We start from the raw sequence: 4,116 nt of genomic DNA, 5'->3' as shown, positions 1-4,116 counted from the left end.
ATAATAAAGAGCGTATTATCATTGACGAAAATGACGAGGTACGGCTGATAGGCATCAAATTTTTTGCAAACAGTCAGTACAACGACTTTATCAGCGATATCCAAAATAAGCTCTATAATGATGATTCATTGGAAAGTTCTTCATTGTTGCTCTAATAATTTATTGCTGCTTAGTTTTGTCTGATTGCTGACAAGATGAAAAAATTAATTAAACTACTATTTAGTTAACAAATACAATGAGTAAAAAATTCACCCCAACGCCCCATGATGCTGTATTCAAGCAGTTTTTAAGTGAAAAAGAGATGGCAAAAAATTTCTTCGATATCTGGTTACCGGATGAGATTAAAGCTCTATGTGACTTGAATAGTCTAAAAGTGGAATCAGGGTCATTTTTCGATAGTGAAATGAAAAACTATAGCTAGGTGACTTTAAAATGATTACAAGTAATTATTCTATATCAGTAAATTTATATTGGAGAAAAATATATATTTTTGTAATCAAAATTAAGACGCTTAGCTATATCAGAGTGATATTCTCTATTTTGTCAAAACAAAAAAGGGAAGAGCTTATCTCTATCTGCTGATTGAACATCAGTAAACGCCTGATAAATTGATGGTTTTATGTATAAGAAATTAATACCCGAAATGGTTACTAATTAACCGGTTCATGACGGGGAGATCATGAAGCATAAGCGAATGGCGTTGCTTGAACTCATCCAGAAGAACATTCGCAGAAGGGATATGGCCGAGCTACTGGATAGTATTGTTAAACGCTTGTCGTATAATTATTATACTGATAATCAAGTAATAACCATGTTTAACTATCTCATCCAAGAAGGTAACAGCAAAAAGTCAATGGAATTTATCACTGAGATAGCGAAACAATCAGAAAAACACGAGGGGGCACTTATGACGATTGCTCAACAAATTGAAGAGATCGGAATTCAAAAAGGTATACAACAAGGTATGCAACAAGGTAAAGCAGAAGGCATTCAAGAGGGAATGCAAAAAGGTAAACTTGAAGCTCAACTTGAGATAGCGCGCCAAATGCTAATAACAGGCATGGACAGGCAATCAGTGATGAAATTTATGGGTTTGACTGATTCCGATATAGCAACCTGTTTAAAGACTAAAACGATGACAGAACGCAAGAAATTAACCCTCAATCGCCATAGAAAGGTTTCACAGGAAGAGCAGCCCCAGAGTAACTCAGTTTACCGTAAAAAGGTCTGAGTGAATGCTCCGCCCAAAAAGCAGGCAAAAAAGCCTCATCCTCTCAAAGTAGCAAAACAGCAACCCAAGAAGGTGGTTGAAAAATCTAAACAGGAAGTGAAGGTTAAAATACCAAAACCACCCACACCGCCTAAAAAGCGATTGCCGTTAGAGGAAGCGATTTCACAAATCAGTACGTTTTGGCCTAATCTACTTCCTGAAAATCAATTGAAACCCATGAAAATTAGCATCCAGCAGGGATATGTGGCAGGAGCTGAAGGGAAAGTCATTACCGATAGCCAGAAAGCGTTTAAAAGCCTGTCTAGGTAGTATTGGGATCATGTTGATTATCGGGCACTTATCCAGTTAGGCGCGTTTCGTTATGACAAAGAAGGTCAGATAGCGGGCGTTGTGACCCAAGCCGATGTTGAGGATAATTTGCAACGTTTAGCACGGCGAAAAAAATCAAACCCATAACCCTAATGAAATTTCTTAAATTCTCTTTATATAGCTAACATTTTCGTTATAAGATTTTTTATTATTTCTTTAATACCAATAAATTAGAATTAGAAATAACAATTAATTAAATACTAGGTAATATATTTATATTAATCTTTTTTTTGTGTTATTCTGAGACCAGAAAATTTCTTTTATAAATTAATTAGAGTGAGATTTATTATGCTCAGTGTGATGTGCGATGATGGTTCTACCTGTGTGAAATTAGCCTGGCTAGAAAAGGAATATTAAAACTCATATTTCACCTAATGCTTTTAGAGAAGGGTGGAAATCAGAGGCGTTTAATCAAGTATTGAACTTTGACATCGCTGGGAAAAAGTACGCTTTTGACAAGGGACATAATGCAATTCTTTCTACAAGAAATATAGCATTTCAATACAGCGATCTTGATTTGTTGGCGATTCATAAAGCGTTGCTAACATCTACTCTATCTCCACAGGAAATAGAAATAACTGTAACATTGCCTATTAATTTTTCATCAGGATGGGCAAAAGAACATGGCTAACATTGAAACAAAAGAAATACCGTTTTAAGGAAAGTAAAAGTAAATAATAATCACAGTTGAAATAAAGAGGTTTTTGTAATGCTGAGTCGTTTCGCCGTTGCAGAAGAATTGGAAAAAGATGATGCTTCCATTGGAAAGCATCATCGCCGATCTGGGTGGCAATACCATGGATTGTGGTATCATAACAGGCGGTGAACTGGACGTATCTGAGGTTTATGGTAATCCTTCAATTGGTACTCGTAGTGTTGCTATTGCCATTATTAAAGCGATGGGTATCGCTGATAGTGATATTAATGAATATGAAGCAAATAATATTTTAAGTTCTGAAGATAAGAAAAGATAAGTGCAATTATTAATAAGCGTAGCATGATTGATCATGTCATGACCGAAATTAATAATGCAATTGAGAACTACGCTAAAAGCGTGATTAGTCAAATAGAACAACTTCAAAAAGTCAATCCCATTTATTTAGCAGGGGGGTGGTGCTGAATTGATTGATTATTACGTAACTGCTCATTTTCGTAATAACAAAGTTAGAAAATTGGATGATGCTCAACTTGCTCTCGTTAAAACTCGTTTACGTATTAAGGCAGATGTATGAGATAGACGAAAATACAAATATCTGCGTCGCATATATCCTCAAGATCATGAGGCGTGTATTTCATGGATAAATTACCATTAAAATGCGAGGGGAACGAAAGGTGGTTTGTGGTGTTGTTTAGCTGAAGTAGATACACGTTGCCCGCAATTATTTCAGTCTTTATCGACAAGGAATAACAGGAGATGAACTTATCGCATTGATAAAACAGGTTGCAGGCGTTTTTGAAAAAACTCCTAATGAAAAAAAGAAGTAAGAATTAACGCCCATTAAAGATAACCAAGTTGGTAATAATAAAATTATCGATAATTTAAAAGGCATGAAGTCTTAACAATAAGGATGTCGCCGCTAATCCCGGCTCTGCTTATGTTTCCCTACCGGATATTAGAAACCCATTGAAAAAAGCGTATCGCTTAAATAAATTGAATTCCACCTATAAATCAGATTTATCCATCGCATTAATTTGAAATTTGAAGGATTTCCCTTACTGCCCGAGGCCAGCTTGCCATACGCCCATTTTTAGGGGACGGCAAGCCTTCAAGTGTCTTTCGCCGCGGCATATCCTCGCCACAACATGGCTCCGGTATTCCACGGTCCACTTGACCCCAAATGGTCAATGGTTTCGTGACATCGGGCAGTAAGGGAACGGTGACACGGGGTCACCTCCTGCTGTCCCACTAAATAGAAGACACTCGCAATGTCCCGATTTATACAAGGCGACAGCCAGAAAATTATGGCAATTTTTCCTGATAATGCAATCGATTTTATACTCACCGATCCCCCTTTTCTGGTTGATTATACCGACAGGTCAGGGCGATCAATTGCGAATGATAAAAATGACGAATAGTTAAAGCGCACCTGTCAACAAATGTTTCGTGTATTGAAGCCCAATAGTCTGATGGTCAGTTTTTACGGCTGGAATCGGGTAGATAAATTTGTTGATGCGTGGAAAAAATCCGGCTTCCATATTGTTGGTCATCTCGTTTTCAAGAAACGTTATGCATCAAAAACTGGTTTTTTGGAGCATAGCCACGAAAATGCTTATCTGTTGGCGAAAGGTCGTCCTGTGATGCCTCTAAAGCCAATGAAAGACGTAAAGTCATGGCAATATACAGGCAATATAGCTGGGCGACTTTAAAATGATTACAAGTAATTACTCTATATCAGTAAATTTATATTGGAGAAAAATATACATTTTGATTACATTATTTATATGAGCTATTCAATTGGTTTTAGACGTAAAGTGATATTTACGATGGAAGAAGAAGGGTTGAGTATCCGAGAAAC

General features: G+C 36.8%; 6 protein-coding genes and 1 pseudogene. All 7 read left to right on the top strand.

Annotated elements, in window-relative coordinates; translation table 11 throughout:
• Positions 1 to 235 precede the first annotated feature (235 nt).
• Positions 236 to 421 carry an Rpn family recombination-promoting nuclease/putative transposase gene (locus ARSQ2_RS13895; RefSeq protein WP_255487684.1) on the top strand — a complete coding sequence of 62 codons (186 nt, stop codon included), beginning with the start codon at positions 236 to 238 and terminating at the stop codon, positions 419 to 421.
• Positions 422 to 530: 109 nt separating this feature from the next.
• A complete protein-coding gene (locus ARSQ2_RS13890) occupies positions 531 to 596 on the top strand; it encodes an Rpn family recombination-promoting nuclease/putative transposase (RefSeq protein ID WP_255487685.1) in 66 nt (21 codons plus the stop codon).
• Positions 597 to 679: 83 nt separating this feature from the next.
• Complete coding sequence (locus tag ARSQ2_RS13885; protein ID WP_181995238.1) at positions 680 to 1,231, top strand: Rpn family recombination-promoting nuclease/putative transposase; 552 nt, start codon at positions 680 to 682, stop codon at positions 1,229 to 1,231.
• Positions 1,232 to 1,540: a hypothetical protein gene (locus tag ARSQ2_RS10215; RefSeq protein WP_181995237.1), complete on the top strand. Its 309-nt coding sequence runs from the start codon at positions 1,232 to 1,234 to the stop codon at positions 1,538 to 1,540.
• A gap of 412 nt (positions 1,541 to 1,952) precedes the next feature.
• Positions 1,953 to 2,231: a plasmid segregation protein ParM domain-containing protein gene (gene parM / locus ARSQ2_RS10210; RefSeq protein ID WP_181995239.1), complete on the top strand. Its 279-nt coding sequence runs from the start codon at positions 1,953 to 1,955 to the stop codon at positions 2,229 to 2,231.
• 97 nt (positions 2,232 to 2,328) lie between these two features.
• Positions 2,329 to 2,574, top strand: coding sequence for an acetate and sugar kinases/Hsc70/actin family protein (locus ARSQ2_RS10205; protein ID WP_181995236.1), 246 nt, complete (start codon positions 2,329 to 2,331; stop codon positions 2,572 to 2,574).
• Between the two features lie 952 nt (positions 2,575 to 3,526).
• A pseudogene (locus tag ARSQ2_RS13205) lies at positions 3,527 to 3,949 on the top strand (DNA methyltransferase); the annotation flags it as partial.
• Between the last annotated feature and the right edge of the window lie 167 nt (positions 3,950 to 4,116).

Origin of the sequence: Arsenophonus endosymbiont of Bemisia tabaci Q2 (assembly GCF_902713415.1) — a bacterium.
Lineage (GTDB): Bacteria > Pseudomonadota > Gammaproteobacteria > Enterobacterales > Enterobacteriaceae > Arsenophonus.
The sequence above is the reverse complement of the archived record's forward strand: the minus strand, read 5'-3'. Positions and strand labels throughout refer to the sequence as shown.